The organism is Algoriphagus yeomjeoni, from assembly GCF_003259505.1.
In the GTDB taxonomy this organism is placed as follows: Bacteria; Bacteroidota; Bacteroidia; order Cytophagales; family Cyclobacteriaceae; genus Algoriphagus; species Algoriphagus yeomjeoni.
In genome coordinates this window covers 63115-86584 of sequence record NZ_QLLK01000015.1, presented here as the reverse complement: position 1 = coordinate 86584, position 23470 = coordinate 63115, and the positions used below count along the sequence as shown (strand labels likewise).

13 protein-coding genes are annotated in these 23470 nt (G+C 42.0%); all 13 read right to left on the bottom strand.

The window, feature by feature from the left end:
- Positions 1–53 precede the first annotated feature (53 nt).
- The 13 genes from LV83_RS19275 to LV83_RS19215 all read right to left on the bottom strand — a co-directional run bounded on the left by LV83_RS19275 (position 54) and on the right by LV83_RS19215 (position 23468).
- On the bottom strand, positions 54–539 hold the full coding sequence (locus LV83_RS19275) for a hypothetical protein (protein ID WP_111613203.1): 486 nt from the start codon (positions 537–539) through the stop codon (positions 54–56).
- 498 nt (positions 540–1037) lie between these two features.
- Positions 1038–1487, bottom strand: coding sequence for an SRPBCC domain-containing protein (locus tag LV83_RS19270; RefSeq protein ID WP_111613202.1), 450 nt, complete (start codon positions 1485–1487; stop codon positions 1038–1040).
- 218 nt (positions 1488–1705) lie between these two features.
- Complete coding sequence (locus LV83_RS19265; RefSeq protein ID WP_111613201.1) at positions 1706–5740, bottom strand: eCIS core domain-containing protein; 4035 nt, start codon at positions 5738–5740, stop codon at positions 1706–1708.
- A gap of 1 nt (position 5741) precedes the next feature.
- Positions 5742–5930: a hypothetical protein gene (locus LV83_RS19260; protein WP_111613200.1), complete on the bottom strand. Its 189-nt coding sequence runs from the start codon at positions 5928–5930 to the stop codon at positions 5742–5744.
- An 84-nt stretch (positions 5931–6014) separates the two neighbouring features.
- Positions 6015–7364: an ATP-binding protein gene (locus LV83_RS19255; RefSeq protein ID WP_111613199.1), complete on the bottom strand. Its 1350-nt coding sequence runs from the start codon at positions 7362–7364 to the stop codon at positions 6015–6017.
- A complete protein-coding gene (locus LV83_RS19250) occupies positions 7358–8935 on the bottom strand; it encodes a contractile injection system tape measure protein (RefSeq protein WP_111613198.1) in 1578 nt (525 codons plus the stop codon). The genes LV83_RS19255 and LV83_RS19250 overlap by 7 nt, the downstream gene beginning before the upstream one ends.
- On the bottom strand, positions 8935–12579 hold the full coding sequence (locus LV83_RS19245) for an Ig-like domain-containing protein (protein ID WP_111613197.1): 3645 nt from the start codon (positions 12577–12579) through the stop codon (positions 8935–8937). Before LV83_RS19245 ends, LV83_RS19250 begins: the two co-directional genes overlap by 1 nt.
- Positions 12580–12590: 11 nt before the next feature.
- Entirely contained in the window at positions 12591–16826 is a 4236-nt protein-coding gene (locus LV83_RS19240) for a hypothetical protein (protein WP_111613196.1), read from the bottom strand.
- 11 nt (positions 16827–16837) lie between these two features.
- The gene (locus LV83_RS19235) at positions 16838–20227 is read right to left on the bottom strand and encodes a baseplate J/gp47 family protein (protein WP_111613195.1); all 3390 of its coding nucleotides are present in this window, start codon (positions 20225–20227) and stop codon (positions 16838–16840) included.
- Positions 20224–20637, bottom strand: a complete 414-nt coding sequence (locus tag LV83_RS19230) for a GPW/gp25 family protein (RefSeq protein WP_111613194.1) — start codon at positions 20635–20637, stop codon at positions 20224–20226. The genes LV83_RS19235 and LV83_RS19230 overlap by 4 nt, the downstream gene beginning before the upstream one ends.
- Position 20638: 1 nt before the next feature.
- A complete protein-coding gene (locus tag LV83_RS19225) occupies positions 20639–20917 on the bottom strand; it encodes a PAAR domain-containing protein (protein ID WP_111613193.1) in 279 nt (92 codons plus the stop codon).
- Between the two features lie 3 nt (positions 20918–20920).
- On the bottom strand, positions 20921–22675 hold the full coding sequence (gene vgrG, locus LV83_RS19220; RefSeq protein WP_111613192.1) for a type VI secretion system tip protein VgrG: 1755 nt from the start codon (positions 22673–22675) through the stop codon (positions 20921–20923).
- A gap of 1 nt (position 22676) precedes the next feature.
- On the bottom strand, positions 22677–23468 hold the full coding sequence (locus LV83_RS19215; protein ID WP_111613191.1) for a CIS tube protein: 792 nt from the start codon (positions 23466–23468) through the stop codon (positions 22677–22679).
- Between the last annotated feature and the right edge of the window lie 2 nt (positions 23469–23470).

The following is a 23470-nucleotide window of genomic DNA, read 5'->3' as shown; positions in this document are numbered from 1 at the left end:
AAATTAGATAGGTGTTTTACTCTTGACAACTGTCGAGGACTATAGCTAACGGACTAATTTTCGCTTTTATTCATTAATATTTCTAGTGATCTAATCCCGGAATTTTCGATTTCAGTTAGATTTTTTGAATTAATAATAAATGAAGTTTTTGAAATTTCTCCCAATATCGTTTTGCCAGATTGGGCATTTAAGGTCAAAGTATCATGCCGGATTGTATAATTTCCAGAGGATGTAATTTCTCTAGAGGAATAACCCATTTCCCATGTTTGATCATCATAAAGCGCAAGCCAGATTCCACCTAGTGGAGCTTCTCGGTATGCAGATAAAATTAAGTGATCTGATTTTTGATTGATTGGGAAAAGGAATAAATCAACAGTTATTATTAGTAAAATCACTCCAACTGTACTGGTAAAAGTCCATGCAGCAATTTTTAACTTACTTTTTTTATGTCGGCTGAAAATGAAGGTTATCAGAAAAAATAAAGAAGCTAAAGACCCTACAATCCCTACAAATAACTTAATCAGGCCTGAGATAAACATAATTTATGGGTACAATGAACCTAAAGATGATCAAGATAACTTCTGTTTATTTGGTTTTTTTTGAAGAAACACATCAATGGACAAATACAGGTAAACTAAAATCAATGGAGACAAATAAGTGAAAAATAATGGAGGAAATGCTATGGGTAGGCCAGAGACTCCAATTAATATAGACTTCCAAGGTTTATTAGCACTGTCTACTGAGTAGATAGTTGTTGAAACGTAATTTGGTAAGCCGAGAATAAATACGACAAACCAGTAAGGTTCAAGTAATGGGCTTTCAATAGTAAAATTAAGAATGACCCATGTGAAAAATACAACCTGTGAGATTATTGAAAATTGTTTTAAAGTTTTGATGGTCTATTGAGGTTTTGGGTTGATTTGAAAATCTGAAGATAGAAAGGTGTAGTTAAAAAGATAGTACCTACACCTAGCGGGGGAGTACTAGCGTTTGCCTCACTCTCATGAACGAAATTACTGGCAGCTTTATATTATTTATCACCTTTTTTCACTGTTTCTCATAAAATCAAAAGCCCCTTTTCTGAGTTGTATACCATACTCCAAATATGCTTTCATGCAGGCAAGAAAATTTGCCCATCCCCCAGAATTGTCTAAAGCCCATTTCAGGTTATCCTCTGTCAACTCCTTCCCGTTTTCGTTGACTCTGACTATCGTGCTGTTGTCTGGTAGTTTTTCCAATGTAATTTTCACCACTGTTTCAGGGTCCCAAACGAAAGAAATTGAGCGATTCGTTTCCACGCGTATAGCTGTTATTGGGAATTTGTCTGGAAACTCTGGGAATTTCCAAATCAATTCACTTCCAGAATCAAGCCTTCCACTACTTTCCGAAATGAAATAGTTAGTCATTTGGGTTGGATTCACAATTCCTTCAAAAACTTCTTCTATTGGTTTTTGTATCTGTATAGTTGCATTAGACTCTAATCTCATATTGTATGTCTATTATTTGGTTAAGCCAGACGGTATGCGGCACGGCGAAGTGATGTAATATAAAGAAAGTAAAGGTGCAATTAGGCTCCTTACTTTGATGAGGTTCAAATAGGAATAGATAATTCCTACTACAATATTTTAAAATAAATTCAATTCAAGTGGGATTTATTTGGTCTAACACAACACCTGAAATAATCGATATATGGATAGTCCCGTATTTATTGAACAATCCTTTTGGTAGGATTGAGCATTTCTAGCCTTTTTTTAGTGATACCAATCTGAGAAAGGTAATTTGTGATTCTTTGGTTATTATTTACTCTTTCAAGAATTTTCCCTGCTGTAACTGGACCTACACCACTCAGCACTTGTAAAGCTGAGAGTGCAGCGGCATCATTCGATGCACTGGTTACAGTTGCAGTTAAATTGAAATCTGTTCTGGCAACACCATCTGTTCTATAGTGAGAAAGTTGGCCATAAGAAATATCATTTGGTATAGGAACTACTACATTCTGTATTGAGCCATCATCTTGAATAAGATCTATCGAGCATTCAAGACTAGTAGGAACCATCATTTCAGCTTCTAGAATATTAGCTATTTGGGATAAATCTTCACTTTGGTTTAATCCTGTAGGCCAAGTATCATCCTCAGAGTCTCTTATTTGTGCCACCCAAGGCGAAATGGATCTACCGTAAACTGCCCTTACCGCAAAATTTGAGGCTTGCTTTTTATCATCGTTTACATGCTCTTTTGCTCGGCTTTCAAATCTCCTTTCATGATCTGCATTTGCATTTTGGAATAGTGGTGTAAGGTTCTGCCAATCATTTCCAGGCCCTCCCAAATGCCAGCTTAACAAGTGACCTCGGATATAAAATGCTCGGCTGCCTTGTTTTCTGGCATTTATGATTCTGTAATTAGTTGTAAACAAACTACTATTTGCCTCTGTCCCTTCCACATGTCCGTCTGCTAGCGAATCGACCCTAGCTAAAGAGCCAAAGTCGCCATACATTGGCCCGTAAACTGCGGGAGTGTTGTTGCCAGACGAAGGGATTGGAGCATTTTGAGTCAAGACCACCAACTCATTGAAAAGTGTTGCAATTCTTTCATTTTTGGCTGATTCTTCATCTGGTCCCACACTTCGTGACTGCTCTGTGGATATTTCTTGCGCCTTAGCCCTCAGAGGAGCAATTGAGGTGGCAGGGATATTCGGGTTTGATTCGAGTTCTGTAACCCATGTTAAATAATTTATTGGAGTAGAAGCAATTTTTAGTGTTGCGTTATTTCCTTCTCCTTCAAAATACATTTCATGTCTATGACCATCTCTAGTAGAAAGCTCTCTTCTATTGCTCCACCAATTTGTCACTGCATCAATTGCATTCCTCCCAGCCTGTAAAATCGCCCCTCCCACGCTTATCGCCCGATCAATCAACCAGTCAATTGCAGCGTTCACCCGATCTCTTAAGCCCCCAATCATTTCGGCAATTCTTGCTCCCAAACCTCTCAAACCAACTTGATTTGCCAAAAATCCGATTGCCACAGGAATTGCTCTCGCTAAAGCAGCCTCAAGGAAGTTAGCGGCATCTGCAATATTGCCTCGTGCGATATTGGCCACGCCAGCCACGAAGGAATTGACGATTTCCAGCATTTCCCGAAGCTTCTCAATAAAGGATTGTATGGCTCTGTAGAATGCAATAAAACTGTTGACCACTGCCATAATTCCCGTTGGATCAAGCATAGAAAGTAGGCGAGTGGTGACCTGAGTGATGATCTGCGTGACCACCCAATTCTGAACTTGCTCCAGCACCATGGACCATAGGTTGCTCAATTGCTCCTGCACGTATTCCCAGATGGCAATTGGTCCGCGTTCCCACACATCTTTGATAAAAGTCCAAATTCCAGTTAACGTATCAATGGCCCCACGGATTTGCGCTACCCGCTCTGGACCGAGTTTCATTTCCAGTCTTTCCCAGACGTTGTCCATGGTCAATCCTAGCACATCCAAGACAAATCCTAGGATGCTTTCAAAAGTCAAATCAGCTGGCGGATTGATACCAGCAGATGCTAGTTCGCCAAATAACCAGTCCCTCAAGCCGCCAAGTAGGTGAGTGAGAATATTATCAAAAAACTGTACAAACCCTTGTTTGACAGCACCAAGTAGATTTTTCAGAAAGCCGATCGGATCCCGCTTAATATCAGCAAAAGCACTCTGAGCATTGGCGATAATCTGCTGAATCGTTTCTATAGGGAAGCTCATCACCACCAGCAGTACTTCAATCAGGATTTGCACGATTGTGACAACAAAGGCAAAAAGCCTCTGGACTGGTGCAGCTAGCGTCTCCACAATTCTGAGGAAAGCATCTATTGGATGAAAGACATCCTGAATGGAAAAGCTATTCCAAAGGCCTAGGAAAAGTCCTGTGATATATGCCCAAGTAAAATTTAGTGTAGCTACTGCATCATCAATCCTGGAGGCAGTTTGCTCAATCGCTCCCGTTTCCTGCATCTGTTGGAACTGTGCTTCGCCGCCAGGCATGAGACTCATAAATCCACGAATCAAATTGACCGTAGTTCTCGGCACTACTTCTTCAGTAAATGGATCTTTTTCGAGAATTACAGTAAGCAAATGAAAGCCTTGTTGCTCTCTGGCATAGGCTGATAATTGAGCCAAAAGAGCTGTTTTGATAAACTCAAGAACTTTGATTGCTACATTAACTGCGAAAGTAAAAACACGGGTAGTGAACGGGGTGAAAATGGATACGGTCCTTTGAAAAGCAGCAATTGGATTTCGCAGATCTTCCAGTGAAAATGCATTCCAAGCTGTTTCAAAAAGTGTTCTAACTTCTTCAAAACTGAAATTGAGAGCAGCCAATTCCGCATCAATCCAATTGGCAGTTTCCTGAATGGTCCCCTCAGCCTGCATACGTTCAAGCTCTTCTTCTTTACCAATCAGGCGTAGAAAGTCTTCGATTTTTTCAGCTGTGGTAGAAACGACTTCTTCACCAGTGAGCGGATCGCGCCCAAGTAATTTGGTGAGTAGTGGATAACCAGGAAAGGCCTCTGCCAAAGTACGCAGGCCAGCCATTAAAGCCTCCTTGATCAATGTAAAAATCTGGTCTTTTACCCTACCGGCAAAAGTGACTATGTCTCGATAGAGCTGCCCAAAAGTCTCATCCAAAATCCGGATATTCCCATCCCAGCCCTCGGTAATGCCCATTCTATCCCAAGCTTCCTCTAAGGTATCTCCAAGTCTACTGGAAGTAAGATTGAGAGAGGACATTTCTCCCTGAACCCAGGTAAATGCATCGTTAATAATCCCCAGCTCCGTCAACTTGTTGAAAAGGAGCATTCCGAATACTGGAATCAATCCGAGAAGTCCACCGAGTAGATTTGGACCATTTCTTTCCACACTTCGTCCAGCAATAGGGTCATATCCTATGATCACTGTCAATAGTGAATAACCTGGAATATAACTGGCAAATCTTGCCAATCCCTCTCTTACTGCCCATGGCAAACGCTGGACTTGTGGTTCAGCAGAGCTGATTTGTTGGATAGGCATTCTCTGTATTGGTGCAGCTCCCTGTTGCACGGTATGCGTCAATTCATGAGCTAAAAGATGCTTGCCCTCGCTTGATTCCGGCTGATATTTCCCTTCATTGAAATAGACATCATTTCCATGGGTGAATGCTTGTGCGCCTAGCGCATTGCTCATTCCAACTGCCTGCGAATCGGTGTGAATGCTTACTCCACTGAAATCAGCTCCAATCTTACTTCCCATTTCAGCTTGTACTGGTGCTGGAAGTGCTTGGCCAGAGCCTTTGCTTTGCGTTATCTGTGAAGAAATCTGCGGGGAGGCTGTAGGTGTGCCATCTGAAGAAAGTTGTATAGTTTCTTCCTCTTCTTCCTGTCTTTGTATTGTTTTTGAAAAATCGGAGCTGAGTTGGACAGTTTCTTCTTCCTCCTCCATGGAGCTCAGTTGAAGAAAGGTAGTGCTTTCCGCAAAAGGCATCATTTGTAGCGTTTCTTCCTCCTCTTCTGCCTTCATTTGAAAAGCTGCCTCAGAAGTTGGTGCTGGACTCATCGCCAATGCTGGCGCTGCATTGGAAGGAGACATCACTACGTGATTGGCTACAGACTCGGCTTCCTGCTCGTATTTATCTCCAGGTCTGCCAATTTTTAAGCTTGGCTGAATCGTATGTCTTCCCTCACCATTTCTTAATGGCATAGGCAAAGGCTTACGTTCAGCGAGTGCTCCCATATTATTTTTTTACTTCAGCTTTCATGGGAGAGGCAGCAGCTAATGGTGTCATTGGCTCCTGTTCCTCTTCCACAGGCGTCATTTTCACTTCAGGTTTCTGGTCCTTCTCCTTCTCTTTCTCGGCTACTACTACCACCACATCTTCCTGATCCTTGTCTTGATCCTGCTTTTTTCTGACTTTCTTTTTCATGTGGTTATTATTTCTTTTTCAATGGTCACATGGAATCTCGCCTGGTTGATAATCATTCCCTTTATAAGAAGTTCAGGCTCGATTTCATATTGTCCTCCCCATTTTATGATATTCTCGCCTGACTCCTTCTTTGATATCCCCAAGCTTTACCTGGGCACTTTCCTGATCCAAAGCCATCAAAAGACTATGCTGAATCACCTGAATGATAGATCCTCCAGACAGCTCATAGGTTCTTGCTAATTCCTGCAAATCAATCCGATCTTCCAATTCAACATTGGCAGGAAACCCTTTTTTCCAGAGTTTTTTCCGTTCTTCTGGCTGAGGCATAGGGAAAAATACAGAAGCCTGAAATCGCCTCATAAAAGCTTCATCCAGGTTATTTTTAAGGTTTGTGGCCAAAATCACCAAACCATCGTAATCCTCAATTCGCTGGAGTAAATAAGAAATCTCTTGGTTTGCATAGCGGTCATGGGCATCTGATACTGAGGTTCTTTTTCCAAAAAGAGCATCTGCCTCATCGAAAAATAATATCCATCCCTTTCGCTCTGCCCGATCAAAAATCTTCGCCAGATTTTTTTCAGTTTCACCGATGTATTTTGACACCATTCGGGAGAGATCAATCCTGTAAACATCCAACCCTAATTTTTGCCCAAGCAAGGTTGTGGTTAGCGTTTTTCCTGTACCAGGTGGTCCATAGAAAAGTGCTTTGAATCCTGGCTTTAGTTTTTTGTGCATGCCCCATTCTTGAAGCAATTTGTCTTTATGCTTGAGCCAAATTTCAATCTCCCGTAGTTCCTCCTCAGTATGTGGATTGAGTACGAGATCATCCCAACTCATTTCTGTTTCCAAAAGTTGGGCAGGGAAATCGGCACTAAAATCAGGCTTGCGTACCGTTCCACTGGTTATTTCCTGAAGCGTATCTCGGGAGATATTCAGCGTTCCATTCAGATATGGATCATCCGCATCAGTTTCACTGAGCTTCAAGTGGCCTTCTTTGAAAAGTTTTGTTTCAGCACTGAGTAGGCCTAGATATTTGAATCTCTTAGCCAAATCACTTCCGGCAAGAATAAATAACACAGTCTCGCCGGTGGGTATAAAACCGTTATGGTTTTTCCCTTTTCTTCCTCCAAATTCTGTGAAAATCTGCTGGGTCAACTGATTTTTTCCCATAAACATATCCAACATCTGAGGCTTGATATGCGGGACTGCTGCCAATATCAACAAGAATCTTTCCTCTGCAGTCAGGTTAAGTCGCTGAATAAGCCTGGCATAAGAGCCAGACTCCTTTTCAACAGATGGAGCGGGAATTTCTAAGACGTCCCGAATACTCGAACCAGAATTGGCATTCATAGCCGAACGGGCTTTCAAAAGTGTCTGAAGCCAGTCAAGTTCTGCCTGAACGAAGGTTGCGTTATTTGGAGTTGACTTTACCATTCTACAGCGATTAATTCATCCATCCAGGGCAGCTTGATCATGCCGATAGTCCAAGGCAGGCGATCCAACAATAGATCGAAAGGCATTCGTTGGATTTGAAGTTGATAACCCTTGCTAACTCTCCTAAGCGATCCTTCCCGTTGAAAAAATCCCTCAGAAACCATTTTTCCGGAGCGGCTTTTTAAAGCTGTCCATTGCTCCGCCATGCTAATAAGAAGAGATGTGATTTCTTCTTTTTCAGACAACCTGATTTTTGGAAGTAAGCCGAGCGCTGCTGCAGGCAGAATTCCGCAAAGAAGCTTGTTAAGAATCAAATCTGTCTCGTCATATTCTTGATCTGTTCCGAGCATTTCCTGCAGAATCACTACTGCCCTCAATTGAGCTTGATCAGAAATGAATTTACCCTTCTTCACAAAGCCTAAATTTTCAAAAAATCTTGGTAGAAAAGCTGCAGTCAGAACTAATCCTGCGTTGTTGATAACTATCAACTCGTCTAATTCCGGCGCTTTGCTGTCCGCAACATTTTTCTCTTGAAATTTTAAGTCTTCCAGCTCTTTTTTGGCTGTGGATAACTCCTTTTTAAGAAAAGATTTTTTGCTTATGTTTTCCACAACGGTTTTCCAAAATGGAGAGTCTGAGGGAAGAATTTTATCGACTTTTGAAAAGTCAATTTTCTCACTCCTAATCAAATGGAGAGATTCTGAGGCTATTTGGCCGCTCTCTGAGGCAGATTTATAGCTACTGATTAGGACAATTACCTTGCTCATTAAAATCAGAAATTGCGCTGTTTCAAAAGCTTTCTTTTTGTCCTGCGCTGTCAAAGAAACAAATCCATTTTTGATTAAAGAAGTGAGGGCAGTCTTTCTTCCAAACATCGCAAACAAGACAACAGCGCTTAGCCAAAATCGAATTTCAGCTTTCTTGAGGCTTGAATTAGAAAGCAGTAATTCGAGGAATTTTATTACTAGTTTGAATTCTTGTTTAGTAGGTCCTGAGCCACTTTGAAATAGACTTTCCAGTTGTTTTTCATTATGGAGAACAGATAGTCTTTTTGCCGTAGCCAAGGAAATTGGTGTTTCCTTCAGCCATGATTTGAGTAAGGCTTCATTCTCTTTCAGTACCTGATTGAAAAGAGATTGAATAGATTTTTTGTCTATTGACGAAGTCCACCAAGGGAGTCTCCCATGAATTAGGTAAAAAGTGATTTTTTCCCAATCAGAATGATTTTTAGATGTTCCAAGTTCTTCGCGCTTGAAATTAGCAGTGGAGGTGGGATCAGCAAGAATTCCTTTTTCCAAGTAGATTTTTCTGAGCTGATCCTCCAGCACATCTCTCAGCCTTTCACGCATCATTTTTTCGGGTAGATCTGCAGGGAATCTTCCAAGATCAAGTTCTAATTTGTCTATTCTGAGCGACCAATTCTTTGGACTGTATTCATCGAAAACCTGCTCCATCAGTGGAATCAAGACATTCTTATAGCGTTCCTGAAGCAAGTCTTGCCCAGCTAAAGCAGTTTCCTTACTCTGAAAGTTTGCTTCTATAAGTTGCCGATGGATCAAGTGTGAAGCCATTATTTGCCTAGGATTTTTCCGATTAACACACTTTTGTTGTCTGCAGTACTGGTGGAAATAGACTTTTCTTTGAGAATATTGATCAAGGTGTCTTTCTTCAGAAGTGTCAGATCCTTTTCTGTCAAGGCTGAATCAGTGATGGCCGCCCTGTAAGTTTCATCCAAGACTGTTTTGTCGGCAGTTGGGATGTAACTGACCTTTTTTGAGTCCAAAATCACCTTGATTTCTTCAGCTGTTAATATCTCTGAGGATACTGTTCCCACAATTACCCGTTGAGCTCCGCAATTCATATTTTGGTATTCTTCGATCCTGTTCGCATACAGTTTTGGACTGATTGTAGCTGGGTCAATCCCTATGCTTTCCAAAATCATTTTTTGAATATCTGTAGAATTTGCGGTCGTTTCCCGAAGTTCGGTGGAGGTGAAGCCAGCGGTTGATCTCAGGCTTTCCAAAAGATTAGTGATCACTTCAGGAAGGTTTCCCGACGGATTGGTTAATTGCCGACTTCTTGCCAAGGTTCGGATAAAATTCTCTGGCCATTTAGAAATGATTGAATGGGAATAGCACTCCCTAGCAGGTTTAGGACTTGGGACCATAGTCACATCTGCTTGAGACTGGCTACAGATTTCCACTTCTTGATTTTCAAATCCATCAAATTCAAATAGTAAAGTCTGTCCAGGAGTTTGGAATTGGATTTCATAGAGACCTTCCCCATTAGTTGAGGTGACTATATCTTCTCCAACCACACTCACCCGCACTTTGGATAGCACATTTCCATCCACACCTGTCACCACACCTTTTACTCCAAGCGAAGTACATTCTGGAGTTTCTATTGCCCCACAGTTTTTTCCCTGATGATCAAGAATTGCCTGTTCCTGCTGCTGGTAGGTCATCTGGTCAGTTAGGAGACCCAAGCAACTAAGTAGCTGGCTTCTGGATTGCTCATCTTCCAATACACTGAACCTGATTTCATCAATAGAGAAGCCTTTGGTGTCTGTGAGACTATTCAGAAGTAAGTCTACCGCGCGAGAATCCGACTCGTTTGCAGCTTCAATATTTCTCTCTTTCAGTGTTTCTCTTACTCGATCAATTCCCCAGCAATTGAGTACCTCAACTGTATAACATCCTTGAGCTCCTTTTACTAAAATGCTGACTTTTCCCTGATCAGATTGGTTTGTTTCGGTATCTCGGAGGACATATTGGAAACTGTCGACCCCGGTAAATCCTGGAGCCGAAGTGTATCTGAAACTATTTGAATTTGGGTCTTTTTCTACTTTTCCATTCTGTGCCGAGGACGATCCAGACGCTAGAACAACATAGCTCCTGCCCGAGACTAAGGCATCATTAAGTGTGATCTCCAACTTGATAGGCTGCTCAGTATATGCAATTGCGTAATCTGGCCTAGCGAAAGGAGGCAAAGAAAAGCCTTGCTCTCCACATGCATCCAAGCATGGTGAGCATTCACAACAGTAATATGGTAGGCTGAAGTCACCGATAATCCGTTCTTGTTTTGGATCATGAAGTAAGAAGAATGTCCCAGCTTTCAATACACCCGCCTCATGAGAGAGTCCATTGTGGTTTTTGAGGTACGTGGAAAATTGATTTGCCTTGACAAGCTGTTGAATCCGATTTTCATAACTGGTGTAGATTCGCTGGAGCTTGGTAAAGAAAAATAAGTCCAATATCCTGTATAGAATTGGTGAAAGACGCATTAAAATACCGTTGTAGAAATCCAATTCTTTGGTGTTTTCGGGATCTGCTTTTATCTGGTTTAGCAGACCAGATTCCAGCAAAGCGAAGTCAATCAGATACTGAAGGAGTTTTTTATAGGTGTTTTGAAAGCTCGTCCACACCAAATCTTTGAGACATTCTGGCAAGGCATTCGCCATGCCTACAAGTAAATCCAGGACCTCGGATGCCTTTTGATAAAACTCATTTGAAGTGACATCTTCTTCCTCCATATCTTCAGCATATTCCGTCACATAGTCAAAAAGCTGCTTTAATTCCATAATCATCCCTAGCATAAAATACCGCTGGAACGCATATTCTTCTTGAAGATCTTTCCATCCACAATCCTCTATTAATTCTGTTTTACCGATCTCTCCCAAGTGAAGGGTTTCCACATGAATAGGAAGGTTGAATTGTAAAATGAGCTGATTCAGAAAGTTGATGGTGCTATCTAAAGGTTTTCCCAGGTGCCCTTCAATCCGCAGAAAAGGATATGATTCAATGTCAAAGAATAGGGGCGTTTCAATAGGGTTTTTGGCCTCTGTAGCCTCATCATCTGGCTGGTTGTCATAGGATTGTACGGGTATACGAGCTGGGTTGACCAGCTGAAGATTCCCTGGATCTACCCAACTATTTTCTAAAGAAAACCAAGTTGAAATAGCGCCTTTGGATTTGATATCGTAATAATATGGTAGCGCACGATTTCCCAAAACCCCCAATTTTTCTTTTGAAGGTGTGATTTTGATTGGGAATTTTTCAGTGTCAGCTTTTTTGAATAAATCTGTTTCAAGCTTTTCAATCAATAAAATAACCCGCCTGTGCCGCTGAATACAGGTTTCGGCTAGCAGTTTCTGTTGATTGAAAATTGGAGGCTGCACAAAACCATGACGATATTTTAGGAATTGTGCATGAGTTTCAGAACTAGTCTTTGCACGGCCGAGCATGAGATGCAATGGAAAAAGAGAACTGTCAGTCACACAATTGTACCAAAGCTCAACTGCAGAAGCACGGAATTCTCCGTATGCTTTCAAAAGGTCTTTTGCAAAATCCCACAAGTACTGAATCCCCTGAATTTCTGCTGGATTTCCCTCTACAAATGATGAAATGGTAGAGATCTTGTTTTGTAAAGAAGCATTCTCCAAGGGGTTTGAGAAGTTATATCCCTTGCTAAGTATAGGTTCAAAAATGGTGTATGAATTTGATAGCGCTTCAAAAAATTCCTTGCTCAACGCTTGAGAAATATATTTTTGATAGTGTTTTACAAAGGCTTCATTTTCATTTGATTCGGGATTTTCTGGGTAAAAGAATGGGGTTTGAGGGAAAAACTCGGGAAGGTCTAAGGCATTTGAAAACGGTCCACGAACGTTGGAAGATTTAGTCAGAATCTTTTCCAAATCCGAACCGCTAACCACCAATCTTCTCAGCGTAAGCAATCGATCTTGACCTCGATCATCGCAAGCATTCCCAAGACAGGATTTTAGGTCTTTGTCAAAAATTTCCAGAAAAATGAGGACGAATTTATCATTTAGGAAATTGGCGGGATTAGTTAGTTTTTTAACGCCAGTGCTATCAGTAGGAACTTCTGTCAGGAGTTCAAAAAGTGAAACTTCATGATCCACGTCCTTAAATGGCTTGTAAACTACGCCCTCTGGTAAAGAATATGGGCGATAATGTGTTGCATTGAAAGTGCCTCCTTGGATCAAAAAGCCTTCGGATGTGATTCCTAATCCCTTTGTTATCTGCAGTCCTTGCGGAAAGGGCTGAACCTGCATTCCGCAGACTACACCAATTCCGATGAGCTTTGATCGGGTGAGCCTGCCTTGCTGATCCAGGTAGGCGGAGAGCTGGTTGAGCTGAGTACTGGTCAGTACCTGGCTACCTTCAAAAATCGGATAAGTTGAAATGATCTGGCTCATAATCGTCGTGGTTAAAATTCTCCCAGTGATGAGGAGTTGAGAATGATGGAGTTTTCCAAATTGTCATCCTCGTCACAGTCGTGAAGAGTGCCTACAGGATAGACATTTCGGATTTGCGCCAAGGCATCAATTAGCCCTGCGAGTGTTTCAGAAAGCTTTTTGGGCTCCTGAGTAGATTTTAGCGTTTCGAGTAGCCAGAGTTTCCAGGCCAGTTCCAGCGCTTTCATATGGCTAGGACTAATCCAGCAAATTGTCAAAAACACATGCGCTGGAGTCTCCCTTTTTATCTTTTTCTCAAGAAATCTCCTGAAGTCTGTATTTGTAAAGCGACCTGCCCAATAAGGCAAAATCACGTGCGCCATGCAGGTATAAGGATCATCTAGTGTGCAGACACATTCTTCTTCAGAGTGCGGATCAAGTAGTTTATCCTCTAGGATTTCATTGACAAATCCGCCTAGCCCATCAGGCACTTTATATTTCCCTTTTACTTTTGGCCTGAGCAAAATATGCTCGATCAGGTGTGTCCCTTCATGCGAGAAAAACTCACTAACGAAAAATTGCTGTACTTTTTGAATGGCTTTCATTTCCGCACCTCCTAGAATTCTGAAAGAATCTCCAGTCACAGATTTAACCTCAAACTGTCTGCTGAGAATCACGAAACCACCGGGCTGCTCTTCGGCATTTTCAGGATCTTCTACTAGATCCGGTCTTTGCTTTTTCTTGGTAATCAAAATCGTGTTTCCATCCTCTTCTCTGATTTGATGGATGGAATAGTAAATCAAATGCTCGGTTTCGCCATGCATAAATTGAACTTCAAAGTCCTCGAAGTCTTCAAAAAGTGCGGCGTGTAGCCCTGCTATTTTAAATTCATGAGCTTCTACATCGAGACCAATAATCTCAAAAGCGCGTTCGAAATGAATCTGATCATATTTCTGAGGCGTTTGATTGGCTTTGAGTTGAATAAATGGACCAATGGCTGTGGCTTCCGTGATGTTTAATTCTATTGGTTCGAATCCAGCCTGAACCAGCCAAGTATCTCCCCAATCTTCATTTAAAATAGCGAGAGCCAATGGAGTATTGAAATTTGATTCCACACTTTTGGCGAGTACACCACCGCGAATAGGATCAGTTAATGAGAATTTATATGGATCAGTGAAGGGAGCAGGATCCGTGACGTAGGCAGCTTCCATTACTCCGGCAGTACATATCTGCCAAATAAGCTCTTCAAGCCGTTCTTCTGCTAGACCCTGAAGTTCTGGTTCTGAAGTGGCATCAGGAACTTCTACTTCCAAAGTCCCTTCGATCAATTTCGTTCCGGCACCAAAAGGAGCGTCAAAAAGTGCGTACTCCAACGTGTATTTTGGAGGTGCCGGAGCCATACTAACCGTAATTTCCGCTTGCCAAAATGCGTCCAATGCAAGACTTAAATTTTTACGGTTTGCTAGGGGATTGTTTAAGAATTCTTCTCGAAGAATCTCCCAAACTTCTGAAAGTGCAAGATCTGCATCACCTCCTTCGGTATCATCTCCAAAATCAACTTTTAAGCTTGATCCTACAATTTTTCCTTCCCAAAGTAATTCAAATGAGAAGCCCGAATCTCCAGTTTTGATCTGATAATTTTCTTTGCTTGCCCCGATCAATAGAGCTATTTCCAATGCCAAAGCAGCTTTTTCTTTACTAGGGAAAACTGCTTCTAATTCAAATAGAACTACATCTGAAGAATCTTTTACCTGAACTTTCCAGTTGCCAGAAGCTTCCACAAATTCAAATGCAGGAGAGAATCGGAGCCAAGAAGCAGATTTGGCCTTAACTCCCATCAGACCTTGGATTCTGTTTTCCAGACCCGATAAGTTTTCCCGATGCCAAAAATGATCTCCACTTTTAAAATCAAATCCTTTTCCCCGCTCTGAAGAGATTTTTGGGTAGGCATTGAGAAAAGCCATTTTATCTTCAATCAATCGTACTCGTCCTTCTTCAGGGTTTAATCGTAAAGCAAGTAATCCATAGTCAGTAAATTGCTCGGCGAATCGAGCCAGTAAATGGTCTAAGAAGCGATTTCTTCTAATTTGAAAGTCCTCGACGGACTCAGTAATTTCTTTGACAGATGGCTCAAGAGCTACTAAATCCTTCCAAAGTTCAGAACCATCAGGTGTTAGATTTTCTAGACTTTGGGAAAAATAGGTTGCATCTATGGTTGGGTTCCCAAAATCATCGGTGCTATTATCTATGGAAAATAGGTGTCTCGTATTGGCAAGTTGACTTAAATAATTCACCAAAAGCTGCTCAAAAACCATCAAATAAGCCTTCAACTGCTGGACTTGGGGTAGGTTAGGTCTGCCCTGGGATTTTGGAAGCATTCCTGCTTCTGTGATTCCATAGACTAGCGGAAAGTCATTTTGGATGGAATCATAGGCACCAGGATTTCTGAAGTTACCCTGAGGTAAGTCGAAATCCATTTTAGGATAATAGATCTTCTGCTTGCGTTCGCCAGCTTTATAATCCTGCAACAAATCCTCAACCTTTTCCCGATTTGCCCGAAAAGGCAGTTCTTCCTTATAGTATGTGATTTTCGAGAGCTCGGTATTTAGTCTTGGGACATAAAACTCATCGACTGCCAATTCAAGACACCATCTAACACTTTTAGAATGAATAGATCCACTGGCATTATCCTGAGGTTTGTTTGCAATTTGGATGCTTTTTACCGCCTTCACTCCAGGAATATCCATGATAATATGGATCAAATCTGTCACATGAATGCTGGATCTTCGGTCGGCCTTGACTAGTTCCTCTTCATCTATAAAGCCATGTTTTAAGAGTGGGCCTTCGAAAAGTTTCTCGGTTGGGACGCACTGAGATTCCTCCCAATTCCCAAGAAATACCTGATCATCATCCATCAAAACGGGCGATGGAAAATTGGGCGTAAGTAGGATCTCGCAGAGCTTGGAGTTTTTTGGATCTGTTCTTACTTCCAGTGCCTCATAGGTTCCCACGTTTCCTCCCGAACCGATTATGCTCAAGCTGGACTTAGGTTTTGGATAGTCTGAGGTCGGTATTTCAATCCAGATTTTAGCCGGGTTTTGCTGGATTTTTGCTATCGGCAATGCTTCATCTTTGCAGCGATTGAGCATTTCTTCCAAGTTGAAAAAATTGACTTGAGGAGACAGAAATGCACCTATTGCCTGAAAAATCAGTGCTTCTGTTTCATTAATCGGAGCATTTGGAGAAAGCTCGATGTCTGCACAAACGAGAATTTCTTCCACTCTCAAGGCATGAAAATCCACAAAATCCTCACATAGATTTCTATGCGCATGCAAACTCCCTTTTGCCTCTGCTAGAATCTCTCTGATTTTGGCTACTTTTTTCAGGTAAAATGCCAAAATACCCTCAGGACTGTCGAAAGTGAAGTTATTTACTTGACTGCTCAAAGTTCCAAGTCCCTCAAGAGGATCTAGTCCTTCAGCCACTAGTTTGTTACCTTTTAATTCAATGAGATTGCTTGGACTGAGGTCGAATTCAAGCGTAATCCCATCCGGCACATTTTGGAATTGAATGGAGATTGCATGTACATTTTTGCGGATGTTAACCGAATCTGCCCAATCGACTTTAGTATCATCCCATCTCGGGAATTCTATTTGAATATCGATGACCACTCCCTCCAAATCTGGATGTTCCTCAACTTCGATTTCCATACTGATCTTGTTCTCGTTGAGATCTCCAAGATTCTCACAAGAGTCAAACTCCAACAAGACATCGTACAATATCCCAAGCTGAAGAGCTTCTTCGGTAGGTGGGAAAGGCTTGTAGGCTAAGGTTTTTTCCTTCCGATCAGGATAAATAGCAATTTCATTGCTCTCACGAATGATAATCCAGGCATTTTTGATTCCTGCTCGTGGACATTCCAAGTCCTCTTCATCGAAGACTTCTACGTCCATCAAAAATTTCCGATAATCATTTATGGTGACTGGGGTAGAAGGAAGTATTTTGGATGCTGGGAAAAATTGGTTTTTCAAACTGCCAGATTCGTCCGCCAAAAGATCCTGAATTGGAAAATTACTGCGGTATCCCAAATCTGTTATTGCATAGCAAAGTACCTCAAGGATGGTGATACCTGGATCATGACTGTTGTAGTCAGTCCATATTTTTCCTCCCACGCGTTGGATATAGCTGATTGCTTCAGTTCGTAGCAGCTCATAATCCATGCTTTTGATGGTTGGTTTTGCTTTCGATATGGTTATTGACTGTTCCATTTTTTCAAGTATCAAAATGCCTCATCCAAGTCCTCGTCTTCTACAGATGCGATGCTCGCAGCTGGTTTTATTTCATTGTCCTCACAGAGGCAATCCTCAGTTTCTAAGACCTCGATGAGGTGATCTCCATAGGAATTCAATGTGCCAATAGACCCTAGTACCGATACGCCCCGACTTCCCTTAGCTGCCTCTACTCGGGTTTTTGAAAGAAGCTCACCCGAAACGGGGTTTTTGACGAGATGATAGAGTTCGAAACAAGTCAGATAGTCCACGTAATCCAGTTTTTCTACAAAGTGAAGAACAACAGAACTGTGCAAGGATTCGGTGAAAGTCCAATCGAAATCCGTTTCAAATGCCCATGGAGATAGAAATGCTTTCAAGTCATCTTCCAGTTTTCTAGCGAAAAAGCTCTTGTCCGCCCAGGAGTGGAATTTCACTTTTGTTTTGACCTGAATCTCTTCAAATACTGGATTGACCACATGAAGGAAAACTCCCGGAGGATAGATTTCTGTGATAAAATCTCGGATGCTGGAAAGTTGGGCTACACTTGCCTTCGGTCGAAGTGGGTCAATGGCATTTTTGTTTTGCACATTTGAGATAATGACCAATGTCACATTTCGAGGAGCTAAGGCACGGTATTTTGTAAGGTCGCCGTCATAGCTAGTATGATTGAGGCATTTCACCTGATAAACTTCAGGGAATTCCTCCAAAACCAAATGCTCATAATCCCAAGTTGTGACCGATCGCTGCTTATGGCGAATCCGCTCAGCAATTCGTTGGTAGAAATCATTGGAGGATTCAGCAGTTTTTCCACCAAAAGAAGAAAAAGGCTGCTGGATTTTGCTGATTGCACTATCACCGATTTTTAGTTTACCGATAGTTTCTGTTGGAATTGCTTTGCCCACCCGCAAAGGATCGTTCTCAATTGATTCAAACTTGGCTTTGACGGCTTGAGCCAAAACTGCAATAAAATCAGGGATAGCATCTGAATCGGAAATGACTGAAGCTTTCAGCCAAGTAAGCTGATCTGTAAGAATCGTATGCGTATTATCTGCCTCTCGAGGCATTGCAAAGGATACTAATCCACTTTGAATTAGTCCGTTTGTTTCATCAGTCAGTACGGAATATTTGTCAAATTCTTTCCATTGATTTCCTGCCAAATAGCTCCATTTGACTTGTGGAACAGGTTTTTCCGGATTGGCGGAGCCATCCAAAATCTGAATGAGGAGCTGAATATTTTGCGATTTTTGATGAGCAGAAAGTCCGATTAGCAATTCTCCTTCATCAGAATAATTGGGCAGCAGAGGCGAACGTTCTTTCTGTTCAGAAACCTTTGCTTCGCCAAATGCTCCTATATGAAAAAAACCATCCCATTTACTGCTTTTCAAATTCAATTCTTCCTCAGAAGTGTAGTCTAGGCTTACGGATTGAAGTTCTGGAGTATATGGTTCCTTGGGTAATGGATTATCATCATCAGTTGTAAGCGTAGCTTTAGAAAGAGCGGCGTTAGCAAAAAGTAACGGATATTCCTTATGCCCAAAATCTGGAGAATTGAGTTTTAATCGAAGAAAGCCACGGTTAGAAGCTGGAGTCCATTGGGTAAGACTATCTAAATCGGGATCTTTGGTGATGTAATCCCAAGAAGCACCACTGAGGTTTATCGTTTTGTCAATGCTGAGCGGAAGGCTATTGTTCCCTTGAAAAAGTGATTTGGATGAGTTGATGGGTTTCCAGGTTTTCTGATCCAAGAAATCTACAGCTGCAGTAAAACTCTGGTTATTTCGAGTTTCATATCCAGCATATTGATCAGTAAAACCAGTTCCCGCTTCTGGCAGTCCATGCCATTTGAATTTTAAGTCAATCGTCTTCGGAGATTTCCCAAAAACCTCCTTGCTGCCAATATAAAAATTTGATCCTTTGACCGGTCTGAATCCGAATGGCTGGATGTTTTTGCCAATTGGAAGCACCGTTTGATCATTTTGAAGAATAAGGTTTTCTACGCCCTCCACCTCAATTTTAATTGAAGCTTTTGTAACGGAGCATTCTTTCAGAATCTCATAGCTATAGCTTTGGATGGTATTTGCCAAATTCACTTTCATGACTGGTGAATTGATTTGAATTCTCTGCAACAGGACTTCTTCGTTATAATTAACCACTGCTGGATCCTCTGGTAAAAGCATGCAGTTGAGAATCAGGTCGATCCCGTTTGCTCCAGAAATCAACTTGTGCTTAGTGAGTTGGAAAGAATAGCGAAGGTCATTGATTTTGTCTGTGCCAACGCCACGGACTGCTTCAACTTGTTCCAAATTCGAAAACCTCTTGGTTGAGAAAGATTCTCTCCTACTAAGAATATTCTTAGCCGTGATCTCGCCGATGTCGTAGCCTTTGAATGGGCGGTGGTTGCCAAATTCAGGGTCATCAATAACTGGCCCGAATTGAGGTTCCAACCCAGCGATGTCCTGCCAGGAACTTGCATTATTTAGAAATTCCAGAACTTCTGCATCGACATTATCCTCAGAATTTTCCCATCCTATTGTGGCGCGAATCCATTCCTCTTCTCCGCTAAACCAGATTTCGAAGGTTTTATCCAGTGCTAGTGTTCGCAATTTTTCTAATAATCCCTCAGTTGGTTCAAATCGGATCCTTAAGGAAACTTTTCGTGTTCCTTCTCCCATCAGAAGAATTGGCGCTGCAAAAGCAAATCCTATGGTTGCTAGCTCTCGATCCTGATTTGGGAATTGTTTAGAAGGTTTTCCAAAGGTCTTCCATTGTTTTTCTTCAGACAGAATTTCTGCACCCGATCCATCTGCGGAATTGGCAATTGAGGATTTGTAAAGCCTTCCATTTTCATCTTTAAAAAGACTCATCAATGAACTGACCTCAGCCTTGTTGATGACGTTTGTATCTGTAGTTTGGAACAGAATCTCTTTTCCCAAGTCATCTTTTCCAGCCTTGAAGGCAGTGTCCTTGGCAAGAAAATGCTCTTGAATATGCTTTGCCAGTTTTATAATTAAATAGACCTGATCTGACTCAGCTGGTTTTTCTTTGAGGCGAAGTACATCACGATAATAAAAATCCAAATGCCTCTGGGTGATAGTATTGATATCCTGCTGCGCAAAATTGAAAAGCTTTAAAAATGCCAGGAAAAGCGCAAAATGAGGATTTGTTAATTGGTTTTCTTGAATTTTCTGATCGAAAAATCCAGACCAATCTCCCTCTGTCCAAGGATCTTCATTTTTGATGAATTTTAATTCTCCAGCAATTTTCACTGCGAATGACTGCAAGTCCTCCATTTTCCGCTCATCAACACGGACATAGTCAGGCAAAAGACCCTGAATCAGTCTTTGTGCTCGGCTAGTTCCGTTGCCGGGAAGGGTTAGATCGTTGCAGTCTTTACTCATAATTCAATGTCAGTTGCTTCGGTGAATAGATAAGGGTACACCAAGTTTCTTCGGTTGTTTGTGGCTATGATGGTATAAGTGACCAGGACTTCGATTCTTCCTTCGTTATAATCTGGCCTTAGATCTATGTCTTCAGTTTTTACTCTAGGCTCATGGAAAAGAATCGCCTTTTTGATGCGGTTTGCAATCATATTTGCTGTGGTCACATTTAGCGCTTCAAATAGTAAATCCTCCATATTTGCACCGTAATCAGGACGCATGATTCGCTCACCAAGCGTGGTGTTTAGAAGGATGATCAGGCTTTGCTGTATATCCTCCTCATCTTCGGCCATGTGCACTTGTTGGCTTTCTGAGCTGAAAGTCACTGGAAATGCCCAGCCTCTACCTAAAAATGATTTGTTATTTTCCATGCTATCCTATGATTACAGTTGGTTCTCCTACAGCTGCTGACGCACCGCAAATGCACGTGTCTCCAACCCTTACTGCAGGTTTTCCTCCAATTAATACTGTTGCGCTACCAGCTATGAAAGGGCTGACTGTCGGCTGATGCGTATTTGGAGGAAGAGAGCAGGCGTGATTATCGCCTAAGACTGCTGCCGGCATTCCGCCGATCAAAACCGTAGCTTCCCCTGGGCCAATGATGGTTCCCCCATGTGTAGTTGTATCTCCGAATCGCGCTGCTGCAGGCATAGTTTAGTTGATTTGTACTAGTGATCCTGAAATAACTGTCTGACCTCCAGAGGTAACCTCTGCTCCTGCTGACCCTTCTGCTTTGAGTTGGGCGCTGGCCTTTACTTCCACTCCGGTTCCTTCGATGGAGACATCACCGCTTGCTTTTAGAATCAGATCCTTAGCACTCTCGATTGTAATTCCATCGCTATTCATGCTGATCTTATTGCCATTTTCATCTTCCAAAAGGAGGGAACCTTCATCATCAGTGAGAAGGATTTTATTTCCATTTGGAGTCTCAATGGAAATCGTCTTTTTGTCGTCATCAAAGAGTAACTTGAGTTTGTCACGGGTGATAATCCCTTTTTCGTGATTATCATCTTTCTCTTCAATTGGTGATGGTTTGCTACTGCTGTGTAGCATTCCTAAAATCACAGGGTCTCGAGGATCTTCATTGATAAAAGCGACAATGACTTCATCTTCTATTTCTGGTCTGAAATATATTCCCCGTTCATTTCCAGCATCGGGTGAAGCAAATCTTGCCCAGATTCCTTCCTCATCTTGGCTTACCAAAGGAAGTTTTACTTTTATGCGGTTTTCCCCATCAGGATCTCCTTCCAACACGGTAACAATCCCGATATGAAGTCCTTTGATCGCTGGTACAAGTCCTGAAGCAGGTTCATCTATGATGTCGTCGTATTGCTGGGCAAACCATTTGGGGTCCAATCCAAGACCCAGATGTGTAAACCACTTTTGGTTAGGAGAGATTTCATGATAAACTCCGGACACGAAAGCCTTGCCATTGAAACGTGAGCCAAAGCCTTTCAACTCTACCATATCGCCAGCCTTTACTTTATTGTCACCAAGGATTTTGACTCTTCCCTGGATTTTCGAAAGTCGGCTTCGCATCAGGCCAGCATCAGTCCAAGCCTGAAGTTCTTCGTCTGCCAACAGACCACCATGCTGCATTTGGAAGGATTCCAGACCGATAACTGCAGCTAAATCATCTCCACTGATATCTCCCTGGAAGTCCATTGAGGGGCTAGCTCCTTCTTTTTCGGCGACTTCTTGCTTAATGAAATCCCAGCTAAATCCAGTTGTGGCAGCATACTGTTGCCTTGCATCCATCTCCGCCTCAAACTCGACTACATTATCTCCATATTGAAGTTCGATGATAGGATCAGCACTGGTCTGGGGCTTTTGGATAGTCACTTTTCCAGATTCGGTAGTAGCAATTTTTCCGTTTGCGTCAGCTCTGCTCAGGATGAAATCCCAGTCTGTTGCGTGGTATTGGACAATCTCAGCGTGTGATAAGTTGGTGCTTTCTACCTCAGCTTCCAGACCTGAATAGTTACCAATCAGCTCTTCCATCACATCGCTGTCTGAGCTATCGAAAAAGTACTTATTCTTTCTTCCAACCGTCATTTTGATCACGGGGTCGCGAAGCTCAAGAACTAGCCTAGAGGCTTTCTCAGAATTGATTTCTAGCCCGTGTTTGATGATTATTCCTTCAAAAATTGGCTCCTCTAGGTTGTGGTATCCCGCATCAATACGCAGGCTTACCCCAGGTTTGAATAAATCGCCTTCACTCCATTGAAATTCACCCGTAGCTATATCTCCATCGAAAAGAACCAGTTTAGCCATGGGGATTTTATTTACGCCTTTGCGCACAGCAATCATTGCCACTCCCACTGATGGTGGTAGCTCCTCCCCATTGGAATACACTTTATAGGTGGCAAGGTCGAGTTGTGTTTGAGTTGCTATTGGCACTAAAGGCATATCAGTTTTTTGCTAGAGGTGGAAAAATGAGTTTCTGGCCCGGAGTGAGCTTTCTGAAATTCCCTAATTGGTTGGCGCGAGCTACTTCCAGATAATACTCCTGCGTTCCATAAATTCTTTGGCACATCAAAAGCAAGGTGTCGCCAGCTTTGACAATTCGCTCATGAGTAAGATCAGGTGAAGTCCGGGCGGTAGTTGCTGCTTGTTCCTGTCGGGAAAGCGACTGGTCAAAATTAGCAGTAACAGTAGCTCTAATTGGTAAGCCTGAGCTATTGAAAAGCTTGTAATTAATCGTAGCTGAAGCCAAAACTCCCCGGAATTGATAGGCTCCCCAGTTAATTTGCAAATAGTTTGGTTTGTGTGTATCTGATTGGATGTTTTGGGTTATATCCAAGAATTTCTGAATAGCACGATCCACATGTCTATCTTGATTGATAAGTTCAATGGCAGAGATTTTATTGCCGGAGATACTTTCCAGATTTGGCTTGTCATCACCTAGGTAATCGAGATTAGTATCACCGGATTTGTCTTCACTGGGCGGGGAAGCTGCACTGGCATCGAAAAGAAACTCAAAGGAGACAGAATCAGATTCCAATGTCCTGAATTGATATTGTTTCCCGTCGGAAGGTCCTTCTTCTGGAATCCATTTGGACTTGAACTCCTGGCTGAAAGTTGTAGGGTTATACATCACCACATAAGTCGCTGTTGACTCATTGTAGTTTTCGTCCTTGAAAGCTGTGATTTTCAGCTTTTCTAAGCCTCCTTTTTGAGAGAAAATATCTAAAAGTGACATTT

What these genes read in the sequence shown, in the direction of transcription:
- LV83_RS19250 (WP_111613198.1), bottom strand. Translation starts at nt 8,935, where the DNA reads ATGGCTTCACACTTGATCCATCGGCAACTTATAGAAGCAAACTTTCAG.
- LV83_RS19260 (WP_111613200.1), bottom strand. Translation starts at nt 5,930, where the DNA reads ATGAAAAAGAAAGTCAGAAAAAAGCAGGATCAAGACAAGGATCAGGAA.
- LV83_RS19235 (WP_111613195.1), bottom strand. Translation starts at nt 20,227, where the DNA reads ATGAGTAAAGACTGCAACGATCTAACCCTTCCCGGCAACGGAACTAGC.
- LV83_RS19275 (WP_111613203.1), bottom strand. Translation starts at nt 539, where the DNA reads ATGTTTATCTCAGGCCTGATTAAGTTATTTGTAGGGATTGTAGGGTCT.
- LV83_RS19230 (WP_111613194.1), bottom strand. Translation starts at nt 20,637, where the DNA reads ATGGAAAATAACAAATCATTTTTAGGTAGAGGCTGGGCATTTCCAGTG.
- vgrG (WP_111613192.1), bottom strand. Translation starts at nt 22,675, where the DNA reads ATGCCTTTAGTGCCAATAGCAACTCAAACACAACTCGACCTTGCCACC.
- LV83_RS19245 (WP_111613197.1), bottom strand. Translation starts at nt 12,579, where the DNA reads ATGAGCCAGATCATTTCAACTTATCCGATTTTTGAAGGTAGCCAGGTA.
- LV83_RS19270 (WP_111613202.1), bottom strand. Translation starts at nt 1,487, where the DNA reads ATGAGATTAGAGTCTAATGCAACTATACAGATACAAAAACCAATAGAA.
- LV83_RS19215 (WP_111613191.1), bottom strand. Translation starts at nt 23,468, where the DNA reads ATGTCACTTTTAGATATTTTCTCTCAAAAAGGAGGCTTAGAAAAGCTG.
- LV83_RS19255 (WP_111613199.1), bottom strand. Translation starts at nt 7,364, where the DNA reads ATGGTAAAGTCAACTCCAAATAACGCAACCTTCGTTCAGGCAGAACTT.
- LV83_RS19265 (WP_111613201.1), bottom strand. Translation starts at nt 5,740, where the DNA reads ATGGGAGCACTCGCTGAACGTAAGCCTTTGCCTATGCCATTAAGAAAT.
- LV83_RS19225 (WP_111613193.1), bottom strand. Translation starts at nt 20,917, where the DNA reads ATGCCTGCAGCAGCGCGATTCGGAGATACAACTACACATGGGGGAACC.
- LV83_RS19240 (WP_111613196.1), bottom strand. Translation starts at nt 16,826, where the DNA reads ATGGAACAGTCAATAACCATATCGAAAGCAAAACCAACCATCAAAAGC.